This is a genomic window from Serratia sp. 22278 (genome assembly GCF_052045405.1).
GTDB lineage: Bacteria > Pseudomonadota > Gammaproteobacteria > Enterobacterales > Enterobacteriaceae > Serratia > Serratia marcescens.
Window position 1 is genome coordinate 148,602 of sequence record NZ_JBQEOW010000010.1, and the last position, 16,787, is coordinate 165,388.

The following is a 16,787-nucleotide window of genomic DNA, read 5'->3' on the forward strand; positions in this document are numbered from 1 at the left end:
CAAGAAACGCCGCCAAACGCGGGACAATCCCCGTGCCTGGCGGCGGGATGAGGGCGTAATTACAGCGTGCGCAAGATCCGGTTCAGCAGCGGCCCCAGCACTTTGAACGACGCCGGCGAAACGATATCGACGTGCGCGCAGTCCAGCTCGTGCGCCTGCAGCGCATCGACGTACTGCGACCAGGTTTGCTGCACGTCCATCCCGTCCTGTAGCGTGCGCTTGGCGACGAACAGCGTCGCCTGGCCGTGGAAACGGGCGGTCCGCGTGTGCGACAGCAACCGCACCGAATCGGCGTAGTTGGCTTCAATGTTGTCGAACATCGCCGTGCGCGCCTCACCCAGCGCCGGATCGAGCGTGTCCTGCGACACCGCCAGGAACTGCTCGCGCTCACGCTGCACTTCCTTCAACACGTTGTCGTCCAGCATCACGTCCCAGTTTTGGGTCTCCGGCGGATAGGTATCCAGCAGGCCGAGGAACGCCACCTGCTCGCCGCGTGCCTGCAGCCGGGCGGCGATGCCCTGCGCCAGCGTGCCGCCCAGCGAGTAGCCGATGAAGTGATACGGCCCGTGCGGCTGCACCTGCAGCACCGTCTGCAGGTGGGCATCCACTACCTGATCCATGTCTTCGCTCAGCGCCAGCGGGCCATCCGGCCGCGGCGACTGGATGCCGACCAGCGACCAGTGCTGGTCGAGATAGCGCGGCAATACGCTGAACTGCCAGGAGAAGCCGGATGCCGGGTGCAGGCAAAACAGCGTCGGCCCCTCGGTAACGCGCAGCGGCAATACGCTGTCGAAGCCGCTGCGATCGGCCTCTTCCTGCGTGCGATCTTCCGCCAGCAAGGCGGCCAGTTGCTCAACGCGCGACGCCACCATCACCTGGCCGACGGACACCGCCTTGCCCAGATCGCGGCGCAGCTCCGCCGCCAGGCGCATCGCCAGCAGCGAGTGGCCGCCAAGCGCGAAGAAATCGTCGTCGGCGAACACCTGCTCGCGCTGCAGCAAGCGGGCGAATACCGCCGCGATCTCGCTTTCCAACCCGGCCTGCGGCGTCCGCCCCGCCTTGCGCTCACCGCCCTGCGGCTGCGGCAACGCCTTGCGATCCAGCTTGCCGTTGGCGCTCAGCGGCAAATCCTGCATTTCCACCAGCGCCACCGGCACCATGTGCGGCGGCAGGCGGTCGGCCAGCGCCGCGCGCAGGGCTTCCGCATCCCAGCTCGCGCCTGGCTGCATCACCAGATAGCCCACCAGCTGGCGCGCATCGCCGCCGGCGTCCACCGGCGTGCCCTGCAACACCAGCGCGTGCGTCACCGCCTGGCGCACGCCCGGCAGCGACAGCAAGGCGTGATCGATTTCACTCAGCTCGATACGCTGCCCGCGGATCTTCAGCTGATCGTCGCTGCGGCCCAAATATTCCACCGCGCCGTCCGGCAGCCAGCGCGCCACGTCGCCGGTGCGATACATCCGTCCGCCCTCGCCGAACGGGTCGGCGACAAAGCGGCTGGCGGTCAGATCCGGCCGGCCAAGGTAGCCGTGCGCCAGCTGCACGCCGGTCAGATACAGATCGCCCGCCACGCCCGGCGGCACCGGCCGCAGGCGCGCGTCCAGAATGCGCAGCCCGGTGTTCCATACCGGCAGGCCGATCGGCACGTTGGCGCCGGTCACCTTCGCCAGCGCGTCGCCGTAGGCCGGATGCCAGGTCACGTCCACCGCCGCTTCGGTCGGGCCGTAGAGGTTGTGCAACGGCACCGCCGTGCGGCTTTGCCACAGGCGGCACAGCTCCGCCGGCAGCGCTTCACCGCTGCAGAACACCTGACGCAACGCGACGCAGTTCGCCACCGCCGCGTCGTCGTCCAGGGCGGCCACGAAAGCCGCCAGCATCGACGGCACGAAGTGCAGCGTGGTAATGCGATGTTGCGCGATCAGCTGTTGCAGCTGCTGCGGATCGCGGTGCGCCTCCGGCGGCGCCATCACCAGCCGGGCGCCGACCATCAGCGGCCAGAAGAATTCCCACACCGAGACGTCGAAACTGCATGGCGTTTTCTGCAGCACCGCGTCGTCCGCCCCCAGCGGATACTGATGCTGCATCCACAGCAAGCGGTTGACGATCGCCTGATGGCCGACCAGCACGCCTTTCGGGCGCCCGGTGGAGCCAGAGGTAAAGATGATATAGGCCGCATGATCCGGCGTCGGGGCCGCGATCGCCACCCCGTCGGCGTGATCGGCCGCCAGCGGCGCGTCATACAGCAAAATTTCGCCCTTGTCGGCGAAACGCGCCTGCTGCGCCGGGCTGGTGATGACCAGCCGGGGTGCGGCGTCTTCCAGCATCATCGCCAGCCGCTCGTCCGGATAACCGGTGTCCAGCGGCAGGTAGGCGGCGCCCGCTTCCACGATCGCCATCAACGCCAGCGACAGGAACACCGAGCGCGGCAGCGCCACCGCCACGATGTCGCCCGGCCGTACGCCCTGCACAACCAGCTGGCGCGCTAGCGCCGTGACCTGTTCGCGCGTTTCGCGGTAGGTGAAGCTGAAATGCGCATCCGCCAGCGCCGGCGCGTTCGGCGTGCTTTGCGCCTGCTGTGCCAGCAGTTGGCTCAGCGTGGTCGCCGGCACCGGATGCGCCGTGTCGTTGACCCGCGCCAGCAGAGCGCGATCGTCGGCGGTCAGCATGTCGGCTTCGCCGATCGGCAACGTTGCCTGCGCGGCGAACTGCGCCAGCAGCAGCGGCAACCGCTGCAGATGCGCCAGCAGTTCCTGACGGCTGTAACGCTCGGCGTTGGCCAGCAGCTCCACCTTCAGCTGATGGTGTTCGTCGATAAACAGCGCAATCTCCAGATCGCGCACCGGCCCGGAGGCCAGATCGTGGGTAATGCCTTCGATACCGGCGAAGTCCAGCTGGTAATCGAACATTTTGAAGTTGAAGACCGTACCGTACAGCGGTTCGCCGTCGCCGATGCGCCCCAGATCGCGCTGTACCTGTTCGGCATCGTAGCGCTGATGGCGGCGCACCGTTTTCAGCTCGCGGCTGATGCGGGCGGCGGCCTCATACAGCGTGGCCTGCGGCTCGAGGTGCATCTCCATCGGCAACACGTTGATCACCGGGCCGGCGGCGCACAGGGCGGCCGATCCGGTACGGCGCATGAAGATAAAACCGGCGCTGAAGCTCGGTTGGCCGCTCAGACGCGACACCCACAGCGCCACCAGCGCCACCGCCATATCGGCGGCGTTCAGCTTCTGCTGCGCGCCGCACTGCACCAGTTCGGCGAAGGCCTGCGGATCGCAGCGCTGTTCCAGCCGGTGGATGCGCGGCGTGGGCGTTTGCCCGGCCAGCGGCTGCGGGCAGAGCGTGGCCGGCGGCGGCAGCTGCCGTGCTTTTTCGAGCCAGAAATCGGCGTCGCGTTGCCAGGCCGGCGCCTCCCGGTAAGCCTGGTATTCCGCCACCACGTCGCTGAACGCCGTGAAAGGCGTCGGTTCCAGCGCGTCGCCGCGGCAAAGATGGGTGTAAATCGCCGCCACGCGGCGCGCGATGGCGGTGAAGCTGAAACCGTCCACCAGCAGATGGTGATAGCGCTGATACCAGAACCAGCGGTCATCCGCCAGACGCATCACCACATGGCGATACAGCGGCGCGCCGCTGCCGGCGCGCAGATCGCTCGCCAGATCGATGTCCATCAGCGCGCGCGCGGCGGCTTCAGGGTCCGGCGACGTCGTCAGATCGACAAGTTCCGGCTCGTGCACCGCCAGCGCGTCGTCCAGCCATTGCACCGGCACGCCGTCACGTTCCGCAAAACGCAGGCGCAGCATGTCCACCTCGCCCAGGCCCTGGATGATGGCCTGCAGCAGAGGCTCCACGGCAATGGGGCCGTTGAGTTCGATGGCGTGAGCCACCGCGTAGGCATTGCGATGCGGGGAGATTTGATCGGCGACCCAGATGCCGGGTTGTGCCGCGACCAGCGGCCATTCGCCCGCAAGCGCCGGGCCGCTGAGAGAGTTAGGGGTATGTGACACTGCTTATTGCTCCCGTGATTACCTGGCGCCGGTCACGCCTCGCGTGCTGCGACCGGCAGAATATCTTGCCAATGCTGTTCCAGCCATTCGGCGCACTCGAGGCGCGCCGCCGGGCCAAAGACGATCGTCCACTCGGACGGAATGGCGCGGAAATCCGGCCACAAACTGTATTGTTGTTGTACGTTGCGCAGCACCAGGCTGCGCTGCTGTTGATCATCGAACGGATTCAGGCTTTCCATCATGTGTTCCTCGTGCCGTCGCCGATGCCGGGTAAGCGGTGGCGAAAGCGGAAGCCCATACCGCCTGCAGCCCATCGGTCAGGCCGCTGCGCCAACACAACGCGTCGTGCCCGCCTTCCACCACCCGGTAGTGCACCCGATGGCCGGCGTCGCTCAGGCGTGCCGCCATTTCGCCGCTGACCCGATGCACCAGCTTTTCCTGCGAACCGGCTTCCATAAAGACCTTCAGCGCGCCATGGTTGCCCAGGCCGTGCCGTTCTACCTGCTGCATCAGCCAGCAGGCGTCGTCGGGAATGCTCGGCAGCTGCAGCATGTCGCGCCGCGGCCACCAGTAGGAGCCGGACTGGGTGATCACCGCGCCGAAGCGCTGCGGCCAACGCAGCCCGGCGTACAGAGAAGCCAGGCCGCCAAAGCTTTGCCCCGCCACCACCGTATCGGCCGGCTTGTCGCTGTGCGGCGCCCAGTCGGCCAGCTGCGGCATCAGTTCTTCCTGCACCGCCAGCCAGAAATCGTCCTTGCAGGTTAATTCTCGCGCCCGGTGCGGCAGATCGATGATGTCGATCAGCACATACACCGCTTCCGGCAACGCCCCCTCGCGGGTCAGCTGCATCAGCGGCTCCCAAACCGGCATCTGCTTCGCCCAGAACTGGCCGTCGAGCAGGATCGCGAGCGGGCGCTCGGCCGGCTTGCTGTCGCCGGTGGTGTAGATCCAGACGTCGCGGCTGTTGCCCAGGCGTTCGCTCTGCCAGGTATGGCGCTGCAAACGCGCCGGCAGTGGCGGCGTGCAGCGCCCGCTGGCGATCTCATACTCGTCGAACGAGCGCCATACCGGCTGCGGCGGCGCATCCGGCATGTGCAGACCGGAGACGCTGTGGCCGCTGGCGCTTTGCCAGGAGCGATAAGGGTTGAGCAGATCGGGGGTAGCGCTGGCGAACACCTGGTGCCACCAGTGACGCAGGTTGTGCATGTTGGCGTGCGCATCGTCGCCGCTGAACGCCGGCGGCCGTTCGTCAAAGCAGGGGATAAAGCAGTAGCTGCCGCGCCAGGCGCCGCTCAGCTCGGTCTGCCAGTACCACACGTCGGTACCGGCCAAGCGCTGCAGGCTTTGCGGCGGATTCGGCTGATGATGGTCGGTCAGGCAGTTAATGTTGATCCACACGCGACGGTAGGCGGAGGTCAATTCGCATCCCTGAGGATCGCGCCAGAAGAAGGTGGTGCGCCACCGGCCGTTACCCGCCGGTTCTACCCATGGCGTACCGCGTCGTGCCACCGTCAACCACCACCCTGGACTGCCCGCATTGCTGCTGGCCAATAATCTGCTGCTTTCTGACTGTAGTTCTGTATTCACAACGCCTACCCATTTTGTAGTTGGCGGCACCGGGAACGTCGACTTTTCCCTATCGCCGGCCACCGCCCGAACGCACTGTACGCCAAATACTATTGATAATAATTTGCATTTGCAATAGTGTGTAAGGCTTGGAGATCGTGCTGGTATTGCGCGCAACGGACAGGGATCGGGGATACATCAATGGCATCCCTTGCCGCAGCCGATTTTCTATTTCCGACTACACAAAAACTACAACCGCCCTTCCCCCCATTCGGCGAGGGATGGCAGCAAGGTAGGACACTCAGATGAAAAGCAAGCTATCACGTTATTCTTTAGCCACTCTTATCGGCTTGGGATTGGGCGCGTCCGCGTTCGCCAACGCCGCGCAGCAGACCGACACCACCACCACGGAAGAGAACAGCGGCGCCACGGAGAAAAAGCCGCGCGGCGAAGACACCATCGTCGTGACCGCCGCCCGGCAGAACCTGCAGGCGCCGGGGGTGTCCACCATCACCGCCGACGAGATCAAAAAACGCCCGCCGGCGCGCGACATCAGCGAACTGATCCGCACCATGCCCGGGGTTAACCTGACCGGCAACTCCACCAGCGGCCAGCGCGGCAACAATCGCCAGATCGATATCCGCGGCATGGGCCCGGAAAACACCCTGATTCTGATCGACGGCAAACCGGCCTCCAGCCGCAACTCGGTGCGTCAGGGCTGGCGCGGCGAGCGCGACTCGCGCGGCGATACCGCCTGGGTGCCGCCGGAGATGATCGAGCGCATCGAAGTGCTGCGCGGCCCGGCTGCGGCGCGCTATGGCAACGGCGCCGCGGGCGGCGTGGTCAACATCATCACCAAGAAGGCCGGCGATGCGCTGCACGGCTCGCTGAACGGCTACTTCAACGTGCCGCAGCACAAGCAGGAAGGCGCCACCAAGCGCACCGATTTCAGCCTGTCCGGGCCGCTGAGCGATTCCCTGAGCTTCCGCCTGTTCGGCGGCTACAGCAAAACGCAGGCCGATGCCTGGGACATTAACGAATCGCATAAATCCGAACGCGTCGGCGCCTACGCCAACAGCGTGCCCGCCGGGCGCGAAGGGGTGGTCGATAAAAACATCGACGCCTTGCTGCACTGGGATTTCGCCCATCTGCAGTCGCTGGAGTTCGAATACGCCTATGGCCGCCAGGGCAACCTGTACGCCGGCGATACTCAGAACACCAACACCAACGCCCTGGTGCAGAGCAACTACGGCAAAGAGACCAACCGCATCTACCGTGAAACCTTCGGCCTGACCCACCGCGGTGCCTGGGACAACGGCGTGAGCACCAACAACTACGTGCAGTTCGAACGCACCCGCAACACCCGCCTGAACGAAGGCTTGGCCGGCGGCACCGAAGGCATTTTCGATACCAAGAACACCGGTTTCGGCACCACCAAGCTGGATGACTTCCTGGCGCACAGCGAAGTCAGCGTGCCGTTCGAGCTGGGCGTCGCGCAAACCGCTACGCTGGGTACCGAGTGGAGCCAGCAGCGCATGAAGGACGGCACCTCCACCAGCCAAACGCTGATGGGCGGCACCATTCCCGGCATGACGACCGGTACGCGCAGCCCTTACGCTTCCGCGCATATCTTCTCGCTGTTCGCCGAAGACAACATTGAACTGACCGACACCACCATGCTGACGCCGGGTCTGCGCTACGATCTGCATTCGGAATCCGGCAACAACTGGAGCCCGGCGCTGAACCTGTCGCAGGAACTGGGCGACTACTTCACGCTGAAGATGGGCATCGCGCGTTCCTATAAAGCCCCGACGCTGTTCCAGACCAACGGCAACTACCTGCTGTACAGCAAAGGCCAGGGATGTGCCGGCAGCGATACCAAAAACGGCTGCTACCTGCTCGGCAACGACGATCTGAAAGCGGAAACCAGCGTCAACAAAGAGATCGGGCTGGAGTTCCATAACGACGGCTGGCTGGCTGGCGTGACCTACTTCCGCAACGATTATCACAACAAGATCGAAGCGGGCAACTCGCGCATCGCCACCAGCAGCACCGGCACGGCGGTCTATCAGTGGGAAAACGTACCGAAAGCGGTGGTGCAGGGGCTGGAGGGCTCATTGAACGTGCCGGTCAGCGAGACCGTCACCTGGAGCAACAACGCCACCTACATGATCGAGAACAAGAACAAGACCACCGGCGATTACCTGTCGGTGATCCCGAAGTTTACCGTCAACTCGACCCTCAGCTGGCAGGCCACGCAAGATCTGTCGATGCAGTCCACTCTGACCTGGTACGGCCGGCAGAAGCCGAAGAAGTACAACTATCAGGGTAAACCGGCCACCGGCGGCGAAACCCGCGAGGTTAGCCCTTACGCCGTCGTCGGCGCCAGCGCAACCTATGACCTGACCAAAAACGTCAGCGTCACCGCCGGCATCGACAACCTGTTCGACAAACGCCAGTTCCGCGCCGGCAACGCGCAGAACGTGGGCGATCCGAACACCGGTGCGATCAACATCGCCGGCGCGGGCGCGGCCACCTACAACGAACCGGGCCGCACCTACTACATGAGCATCAACACCCACTTCTGATGACATAACCCAACGACAAAGGGGCGCCGCGGCGCCCCTTTTTTTATCTTTCCATTGCGTTACTTGGTATGCAGCTGAATACGCACCACGCTTTCCGGCTTGCCGGCCTTGGTGGAAGCGCCGTCGTTTTTCACCGTCACGAACAGCGCGTCGCCTTTCGGATCCAACGCCAGGCTGTTAGGGTGCGGCGGCAGGTCTACGGTTTGCAGGCGCTTGAGGGTCTTGGCGTCAAACACCGTCAGCGTCCCGGCGCCGTGATCCACGCGCACGCCTTTGCGGTTGGCGACATACAGCCGCTGGCTACGCTCATCGAGCAGCAGGCCGATCGGCACCTCATCCGTCAGCTCGCTGGCCAGCACTTTTCCGCTGTCCGCATCCAGCGCGAATACCCGGTGGCCGCTACTGCGCTTCACATAGTCGTGCCCCAGATGATGATTGCGGTAGTCGTCGCGATCGATGCCCTGATCGACGCCCAGCAGACGATTGCTCGCCGGGTCATACACCAGATTCAGCAGCTGATCGGCCTGCACTTCGTGCGTGGCGGTGATCGCCAGCGTGTCGGCGTTCAGGGTGATCACCTGCCCCTGCATGTTGGAGACGAACACCCGGCGGCCCTTCTCATCCAGCGTGATGCCCACCGCGTTGTAGCCGAAGCCCGGGATCACTTTCTCCAGCTTGCCGGCCTTGGTATCGACCACATACAGCACGCTGTCAACGCCGAAGCCCAGACCCGGCAGGAACAGACGGCCGCTTTGCGCGTCATACTTGAGCTCGCGGAGGCGGTACAGATAGTCCTCGGTGATTTTAAACTTCTTCAGCTCCGCCAACAGGAAATCCAGACGCTTGCCGCTGATGCCCGCCTGCTTGTAAGCCTGCTCCAGCACCGCTTTGTCCAGCAACTTGATGCTGCCCAGCGCGTGGTTGGTGGTGGTGTCCACTACCCCGACTTCGCCGTTGAAGGCCTGCGTCAGGTACAGGCGATTGCCCGCGTCGTTCAGCGCCACGCCGAAGCCTTTCACCTGCAGCGGGATCTCCGCCTTGATCGCCAGGGTGTTGGGATCCAGCCGCAGCACGCGGGAGCGCGCCTCTTCCTTCCAGTCCGGCGCGCTGACGAACAGCGCCTGCTGCGAGGTGCTGTAGGCCATCTCCACCACCGTCGACGACAGCGCCTGGCGCTTGATGTCCTGCGGTTTGATGCCGGCATCGTCCGCCTGCGCGGCGCCGGCGACCACCAGAGAGGCCGCCACCAGCAGCGACAGTAACGCGCGCGGGGTTGCTAGGGTTCCAGACATCCTTTTATCTCCTTGAAAATCATGCTTTCGGTTAGAGTGAAACAACGTCATGCCTGCGGCCCGGGCGGCAGCGCCGCCAGAGCGATATCGCCAGCGATGTGCTGCGCAAACTGGGTAAAGACGTGCTGAACGCCGTCGGCGATCAGATTGGCCTGCTCCCGGCTGTAGTGATCCTGGCGGTAGGTCATCATCACCCGCAGGGATTTCGCCCCCGCCAGATCGTCTTCCATCACCTCAAACTGCAGGCCGAGCAACGATTCGGCTTTCTCCGGCTCCACCTGACGGTAGGCGATCGCGCTGCCGTCCTGCAGACGGAACTCGCCGTTCAGCTTGATGCGGCTGTGGATCTGGATGAACACTTCGAACATGTGGTTCTTGCGGTCGGCGTCCACGCCGAACAGCCCTTCTTCCACCAGATCGATCGGAATGTCGGTGTATGGCAGCGAGCCGTTGATGGTGTTTTTCACCTGGCTGACCAAGCCGGCCACCGTCAACCCTTCGTCGAAGCGCACGCGGTGCACCACCACGGTGGTGAAGTAGCCGACGGTATCGAAGAACTCGGCGTCGTTACGGCCGGAGGTCGAAGTGCCCACCAGCAGATCCGCCGGGCCGCCAAGCAGGCGCAGCGCCGAGGTGATCCCGGCATACACCACGTTGAACAGCGAAGCGTTATTGCGGCGAGCGAGCTGATACAGGCCCTCCGCCACGGCGGGATCGACCTCGAACTCCAGCCAGCCGCCGTTGACGTCCGCCGGCGCCGGCACCGCCGGGTGGGTAGAGGGTTCTTGCCGGAAGATCGGCTGGCCGACCGGCGCGCCGCGCAGCGCATCGAGCCAGTAGTCCAGATGCTGCTGCTGCACCCCGGAGGCCCGCTGCTGCCGGGCGAAGGTGTGGAACTGCGGCGGTTGCCCGCTCCACTGCGGCGCCTGGCCGACGACGCGATGGCGGTAGGCGACGCCCAGCTCATCCATCATCAGGTTGAGCGACCATTCATCCAGCACCACATGGTGGAACAGCAGCGACAGCAACTGCTGGCCGTTGTCCGCATCGCGCAGCAGCGTGACGCGCAGCGGCAGCTCGGCGGCCAGATCGAACCGGTGCTGGCCGGCGTCGGCCAACAGGGCGGCGGCGTTGCCCGCCGGCGTCTCGTGAGAGAAGCGGAACCACTGATAATCCGGCAATTCTGCGGCCGGCACCACCACCTGCACCACCTCGCCCTGCTGCTCGACAAAGCGTGAACGCAGCACGGTATGGCGAGTCATGACGTCGATAAATGCCTGATGCAGCGCCGTTTCATCCACCGCATCGAAGAAGCGCAGAGAGAACGGCAGGTTGAAAATCTCGTCATGGCCGAAGGCTTCATACACCTTCCACAGCGATTCCTGCGCCAGCGACAGCGGCGCCTGCGCCCGATCATGATCGTCGGCGGCGGCCACCGGGGCATTCGGCTGCGCGACGTTCAGGCGTTTGGCGTAGCCCGCCAGCCCGCGCGCCGTCGGATGGCTGAACAGATCGTTAATGTTGATTTCGATCTGATGCAGGCTCAACAAGCGGCCGATCACCCGGGTAGCGACCAGCGAATGGCCGCCGCGATCGAAGAAGTCTTCATCCAGGGTCATTTCCGGCGCCACCAGCGCCTCACGGAACTCCTGCAAAATCAGCGGTGCAACGCTTTCGTCTGCGTCACCCTTCGCCGCCGGAGCGGTAATCGCCGGGGAAGCGGCCTCAGCCGCTGGCAATGCGACGGCAATTCGCTGCCCGGCCAGGAAGGCGCTGAACTGCTCCAGCAGGAACGGCGCCGCGTGCGGAGACAGACGCGGGTCGGTGACCAGCTCCAGCGTCAGCGCTTCCGCCTCGGGCAAGCCCAACAGCAGCGCCAGTTCAAACGGCGTATGCAGCGGCGGCAGCAACAGGCGTTCGGCGTGAACGCCTTCCATGCACCAGTCCGCAGCCAGATCGTCACGCCAGGCCACCAGCAGCTGCGCCCGCTGCGGATCCGGCTGTTCGGCCACGGTCTGCGCCAGCAGCCGCTGCCCGACGTTGCCCTCGCCATGCAGCACGGTCAGGTGCATCAGCGGTGCCGCCGTCAGCCCCAGTTCCAGACCGATGCACTCCGCCGTCTCCGCCGCCGGCACGCACAGCTGCACCGCTTGGCCGCCGGCCTGCGCGGCGACGAACTCGGCAAACCGTGCCGCCACCGCCGCCAGCAAGGCCCGCGGCGTGTCGTTGGCGGGCAACAGCGAGCGATCAATCCGCGTGACCACGCGCGCGCCCACCGGTGGCAAGGCTTCAGCACGCTGCGCCGGGCTGCGGTAATCCTGCAGCGAGACCGCCTGGCGCACCCACGGCAGCTGTAGCTCCGGGGTTTCCGCCAGCTCGACCGGCTCCGCCGCGAAAGGCAGAGGCATCACATCCCCGTTGTAACGGGCGGACAGCATCGCCGGCAGGTGGCGCCACGGCAGCGCTTCCGCCAGGATGTCATGCAGGACCACGCCCAAAATCAAGTCATCACCCGGCGTGAGCAACAGCAGGCAGCGCAGCGGCGCTTCGCTTTCCAGTTCAAACGGTGCCGCCTGCGCTTGCAGCAGGCAGCCAATGGCGTGTTGTTCATCCGCCACCTGACGCAGGCTCACCGGCAACGGCGCCGAATCGGCGGCGCGTTTCACCAGACCGTTTTCGTCATCAAAAACGTAGCGCATGTCCACGCCCGGCGTTTCCCGCACCAGCGCCTGCAGCGCCGCCGTCAGCCGGGCGATATCCACGTCCCCCGTCAGGCGCCAGGCCAGCGCCCGCTGCCCGCGTGCGTCACCCTGTTGCAGATGGGCAAACCATGCCCGCTCTTCGGCTTCGCTTACCGGCCGTTCGCCGTCCGCCGACGCCGCGCCCAGCGCCTGAAACGCGCTCTCCAGCCGCTGGGCCTCTTCATCGCTCAGAATGCTGTCAAAATCACCGATCACTGCGTTATCTCCTTTGCCCGGCCATGCCGGGATAGCGCATAAGATGGGGGACCTTCGTCCCCCGTCACCGCGATAGCGTTAGAAAGTCAGCTCAACCGCTGCGCCGACCAGGCGGCCTCGCTGGAGAGTCGCCGTGTAGATGTCGTTGCTTCTGACCATCTCGCGGCGGTCGGAATCAAACAGGTTTTTCGCATACAGCGTGGCGCGACCGTAGTCGAAGGTGTAAGCCAACTGGGCGTTGGCCGTCCAATAAGAGCCGATGCGCCCGCGCGAGTCGTTGTCGTATTGCGAATAGTAGGAGTCGGTAAACGCCACGTTGCTGCTCAGCTCCCATCCTTTCAGGAACTGATATTTGGCGCCCATGTTGGCGGTGTAAGCCGGTGCGCGCGCCAGCTCATGCCCTTCCACGCCGCTGCCCGAGAACTTCTTGATGTCGGTTTTCAACAGGCCGAGGTTGCCGAACAGTTCGAAGTCCCAGCGCGGCTGCCAGGTGGCGCCGATTTCCGCGCCGTAGGTTTCCACCTTGTCGGCGTTGCGGATCACGCTGGAGTTCTCACCCAGCGAGTACGGAAGCTGCATGTCTTTGTAATCGTTGTAGAAGATGTTACCTGTCAGCACCACGTTGGCGTCTTTCAGGTGATGGCGGGTGTACAACTCGTAGTTCCAGACATACTCAGAACCGTAGGTGTAGCTGACCACCGGCGTGCCGATCGTGATGCCGCCGCCGCCGGCGTTATAGCCGCGGGCGATCTTGGCGCCGTAGGTTTGGGTATCCGTCGGTTTCCAGGCCACGTCCAGCTTCGGCAGGAACACGGTGTAGGTTTCATCGAAATCGATGCGCACCGCCTGGCTGCCGCCGTCGCGGCGACGGTGTTCGCGTTCCAGGCGGCTGGCGGCGGTCACGTCCACCTGCGGCGTCAGCGCATAGGTCAGCTCGGCGAACGCCGAATGGGTATCGGTTTTATCTTTGAAGGTCGATCCGCCGAAGATGTTGACGAACTCATCCTGCGTGCCGTGGAAGTAACGCAGCCCCGCCAGCCCGTGCAGGCGGCTGTCCGCTCCGCCGAAGCGCACCACCGGCTCCACGTGAACTTCCTGGCCGTCGATCTCGGCGTATTGGATGTTGTAAGCGGTCGGACGGTTGATGTTGAAATCGGTATAGATAACGCGATTTTCAAACGTCATCGCATCGGAGGCCTCCCAGGCCAGATCCCAGATGGTGCTGTTCATGTTGCTTTTGAACACGGCGCGGCGCGGATCGTGGCGCGGGTTGGTCGGATGCGGCTGCGGGTTGAGGCTTTCGTTCTGCGGCGCGGTGCTGCCAAAGTGGTTAAAGGTCAGCTTGGTGGTCAGATCGCGCAGGCCGGCCGGGTTAAACAACAGCTTGGCGCGGGCGGTGGTGGCCTCCACTTCGCGCGGATCGCCCACCGGCGCATAGGCCGGCAGATCGGCTTCGCTACGGCGGCGCTGGCGATCGACGCTGACGCGGAACGCCAGCTGATCTTCCACCAGCGGGCCGGACGCCATGGCGGCCAGCTGTGAAGAGTGCTGGTTGCCGGCCCCGCCCTTGAACGCGCTTTCCCATTCGAAGGTCGGATCTTTACTGGCCATGACGATGGCGCCGGCGATGGCGTTGCGCCCCTGGATGTAGCTTTGCGGGCCGAGGAACACTTCGACGCGATCCAGATCCCACAGCGACTGCGGACCGAACGCCTGTTCGTTATACGTCAGCGAACGGCCGTCCAATGACAGATTGAGGCGCGGGCGGGTGCCGCTGAGGAAAGCGTTGGCGCCGACGTTCGGGCCGGAACCGTCGATACCGCGCACGGTCGGCAGTTCGTTGCCGATGCCCAGATCCACCACGTTGGGGGTCATGCGCAGCAGATCGGGGATCTGCACCGCATCGGGCATCGAGGCGATGCGGTTGCTGTCGAACACCTGCACGCTGGAGCCGGTGTCGAAAATGGAACGTTTGATCTTCTCACCGGTAACCAGCAGCGTTTCCGCGTCCTGGTAGGTTTCGTTGCTCTTCGTTTCCGCCGCGTTGACGTTACCGATCGCCAGTGAACAAACCCCTAAAAATACGGAGGAAAATGCCCCAAGGGCTTTCATCCCCGCCTTTTCCCCGTTTCCTACGCTTTCATGCCGTTGAGCCGCAAAATGCTTGCCCATAGATGTCTTCTCCTTTCATCCCAGAGGTGCACAAAATTTGATTTTTTTTTACACAACCTACATCGACACTCACACAGACCATGACGCTGCGGCCTTCCCGGCCTTGCTGTTGCTTATCCCTGCGGCAAACCCATGTCTTTCGCGGCCGAACGGGCGCGGCCCGTCCACGGCCAAGCCGCCGGCGGAGCGGCCGACGGCTTGTATAAAAACGTAAAATAATGTTAAGAATGATAATATTTTGCATTTTCTAATGCAAATCATTATCAATAAAGGTGTGAGAGCGGCCACGATAACCGCCAGAAAACCTTATACTTTCGCAGGAAAAACAAGCGCTGCAATAACAAGCAATCATTTCAATGCTAAGAATAATATAGATAAATTATTCACACCCAACGCCCTCTCTGCCAGGCATCGCTAAAACGCCTTATAGATAGCACCCGTGCGCCAAATGGGTCAAATAATAATAATTTTCATTCCTATTAACATTTGGATATATTCTTGCAGTCTCGTTGGCTGAATCAAAATGGATACCCGATGAAAGCGTTAACCACGATGCAGGCCGCCTATTGGGTTGGCCGACAGTCCGCTCCCCCTCTGGGCGGCATGGCCGCCCATCTGTATGCGGAGTTCGACGGCGGCGAGCTGAACATCGCTCGGCTGCGCCAGGCCGTCGAGGCGTTGTACCTGCGTCATCCGCTGCTGCGCCTGCGCATTACCGACGATGGCCGGCAGACGATCGCGCCTCCCGGCCCCCGACATACCTTGCATCTCGACGACTGGCGACATGCCGATGAAGCAACGCTGGCGGCCGCGCTCGCCGCCAAACGCCAGGCGAAAAGCACCCAGTTGCTGCCGCTGGAACAGGGCGTTCCCTGCGATATCAGCCTGAGCCTGTTGCCGGAAGGACGCAGCCGCCTGCATGTCGATCTCGACATGATCGCCGGCGATGCCATGAGCTTTCGCCTGTTGATGGAAGATCTGACGGCGTTTTATCACCAGTGTCCGGCGGCCCCAGCCCATGACGCGCCGCCGGCCTACTTCGATCACCTCGAACGACGCGACGCCGACGTGGCGCTGCGCCAACGGCGCGAACGCGGCCAGCGTTGGTGGCGTGAACGCCTGGCACAGATGCCGCCGGCGCCGCGCCTGCTGCGCACGCCGGACCGTTGCCGCAGCGATCGTTTGGCCATACAGCTGAATGCAGAAGAAAGCCGCGCGCTGGAAAACGTCGCCAAACGGCATCACACCTCCCTCTCGACGCTGTTTCTGGCGCTGTTCGCGCTGGCCGTCGGCCAGGGTTGGAACATGACACGCTTCCGGCTCAACGTGCCGCTGTTCCACCGCGAGAGCGAACGGGAGGACGCACATCGCCTCATCGGCGATTTCTCTAACCTGGTGCTGCTCGGCGTGGAACTGAACCCGACGGAAAACCTGAACGCCTTCTGCCGACGCTTGATGACGCAGCTGGCGGAGCTGATCGAGCATGCGGATTACCCCGGCGTCAGCGTGATGCGCGATCTGTCGCGCCTGCACGGCAGCCTGCAGCCTTCGCCGGTGGTGTTTACCGCCGGTTTCGGCATCCGCGGCAAAACGCTGTTTTCCGAACGGGTCACCAACACCTTTGGCCGTCTCGGCTGGGTGATCTCTCAGGGGCCGCAGGTGGCGCTGGATGCGCAGGTCGCCCACGTCGACGACGGCATTCTGATCAACTGGGACGTGCGGCTGGACGCGTTCCCCGAGCAGGTGCTGCCGCGCCTGCTGGCCTGTTACCGGGCGCTGCTGCACCTGGCCGTGCGGCAAGCGGGGGCATTCGATCGCCCGCTGTCGCAGCTGCTGGCGCAATGCACGCCCGACGCGCTGGCGCAGCAGGCGCCGGTGCGCCAGGTGCTGCACCGGCTGCTGGCGCGGGTGGCTCCCGAGGCCGACTTGCGCGACCACGACGATATCCGCCGGTTGGCCTTGCCGGATGCCGGGGTGAACGCGCTGCTGACAGTGCTCAACAAGTATCTGGCGGCGGCGCTGACGGCGCAGGATCTGACGGCGCATCCCTCCCCGGCTGCGCTGGCGGCGTTGATCTGCCAACGGTCGCCCGAGGCAGGAAAGCATGCGAAAACGCTGCTCGCCGCGCTGGCGCCGCAGCACTGAGATCGGTTTCCGGGCGCACGGCGCCCGGCTCGTTTTAATCGGTTAGCGACTATAGGGAAGTAC

At 64.1% G+C, this 16,787-nt stretch carries 8 protein-coding genes; 2 read left to right on the forward strand and 6 right to left on the reverse strand.

The features are described from left to right. Nucleotides 1-59 precede the first annotated feature (59 nt). The 3 genes from ACTJJ6_RS18240 to fes are packed head-to-tail and all read right to left on the reverse strand — an operon-like array spanning nucleotide 60 to nucleotide 5,591. A complete protein-coding gene (locus ACTJJ6_RS18240) occupies nucleotides 60-4,004 on the reverse strand; it encodes an enterobactin synthase subunit F (RefSeq protein WP_440802973.1) in 3,945 nt (1,314 codons plus the stop codon). A gap of 32 nt (nucleotides 4,005-4,036) precedes the next feature. Further along, a complete protein-coding gene (locus ACTJJ6_RS18245) occupies nucleotides 4,037-4,243 on the reverse strand; it encodes an MbtH family protein (RefSeq protein WP_004930023.1) in 207 nt (68 codons plus the stop codon). Further along, nucleotides 4,218-5,591: an enterochelin esterase gene (fes, locus tag ACTJJ6_RS18250; RefSeq protein ID WP_072265060.1), complete on the reverse strand. Its 1,374-nt coding sequence runs from the start codon at nucleotides 5,589-5,591 to the stop codon at nucleotides 4,218-4,220. The genes ACTJJ6_RS18245 and fes overlap by 26 nt, the downstream gene beginning before the upstream one ends. Nucleotides 5,592-5,875: 284 nt before the next feature. Here fes and ACTJJ6_RS18255 point away from each other — a divergent pair, with 284 nt between their 5' ends. Next, nucleotides 5,876-8,158 (forward strand): TonB-dependent siderophore receptor, encoded by a 2,283-nt coding sequence (locus ACTJJ6_RS18255; RefSeq protein ID WP_440802976.1) that lies wholly within the window; start codon nucleotides 5,876-5,878, stop codon nucleotides 8,156-8,158. A 59-nt stretch (nucleotides 8,159-8,217) separates the two neighbouring features. On the opposite strand, the gene ACTJJ6_RS18260 is transcribed toward ACTJJ6_RS18255, so the two are convergent. The 3 genes from ACTJJ6_RS18260 to ACTJJ6_RS18270 all read right to left on the reverse strand — a co-directional run bounded on the left by ACTJJ6_RS18260 (nucleotide 8,218) and on the right by ACTJJ6_RS18270 (nucleotide 14,579). Continuing rightward, nucleotides 8,218-9,450: a YncE family protein gene (locus tag ACTJJ6_RS18260; RefSeq protein ID WP_131164190.1), complete on the reverse strand. Its 1,233-nt coding sequence runs from the start codon at nucleotides 9,448-9,450 to the stop codon at nucleotides 8,218-8,220. A 47-nt stretch (nucleotides 9,451-9,497) separates the two neighbouring features. Then, entirely contained in the window at nucleotides 9,498-12,407 is a 2,910-nt protein-coding gene (locus tag ACTJJ6_RS18265) for a condensation domain-containing protein (protein WP_440802979.1), read from the reverse strand. 78 nt (nucleotides 12,408-12,485) lie between these two features. Then, nucleotides 12,486-14,579: a TonB-dependent receptor gene (locus ACTJJ6_RS18270; RefSeq protein WP_049299585.1), complete on the reverse strand. Its 2,094-nt coding sequence runs from the start codon at nucleotides 14,577-14,579 to the stop codon at nucleotides 12,486-12,488. A 534-nt stretch (nucleotides 14,580-15,113) separates the two neighbouring features. On the opposite strand from ACTJJ6_RS18270, the gene ACTJJ6_RS18275 reads away from it, so the two are divergent. Beyond that, the gene (locus tag ACTJJ6_RS18275) at nucleotides 15,114-16,724 is read left to right on the forward strand and encodes a condensation domain-containing protein (protein WP_440802982.1); all 1,611 of its coding nucleotides are present in this window, start codon (nucleotides 15,114-15,116) and stop codon (nucleotides 16,722-16,724) included. Nucleotides 16,725-16,787 lie beyond the last annotated feature (63 nt).